Consider the following 435-nt stretch of genomic DNA (forward strand, 5'->3'; position numbering starts at 1 on the left):
GGCACCAGCTCGCCCAGGCAGGCCCGGCGGTTGCGCGGCTGGTGGACCTTGGGCGGGCGCAGCTTCCTCGGCACCCAGAAGCCGGCGTCGATCATGATCCGCCGCACCGTCTCCTTGGCCAGGTCGATCCCATGGCGCTCCCGCAGCTTCTCGGCAGCTAGCGTGGGTCCGAAGTCGGCGTAGCTGTCGCGGATCAGGCCGCGCACGCGGGATTCCAGACCAGGAGGAAGCTGACGATTGCTGCTGCGTCCACGCTTGCGAGAACCCAACCCACAGGGCCCGTCCTCGCGATATCGGAGCGCCAGCCGTTCGATCTGTCGCCGCGACAGGCCAAGCTTCTCGGCCGCGCGCCATATCGGCAGGCCTTGTTCGACCACGGCCTGAATCACCTTGAATCGGTCGAGTTCGCGCATCGTCATCGTGATGGACTCGGGC

The 435-nt window shown here is 67.4% G+C and carries 1 protein-coding gene; it reads right to left on the minus strand.

The genetic code is table 11. The features are described 5' to 3' along the window. The coding region (locus AB4Z27_RS29640; RefSeq protein ID WP_441646063.1) for a helix-turn-helix domain-containing protein at positions 1-435 on the minus strand (435 nt) is incomplete at both ends.

Origin of the sequence: Cupriavidus sp. KB_39, from assembly GCF_052114485.1 — a bacterium.
Taxonomy (GTDB): Bacteria; Pseudomonadota; Gammaproteobacteria; order Burkholderiales; family Burkholderiaceae; genus Cupriavidus.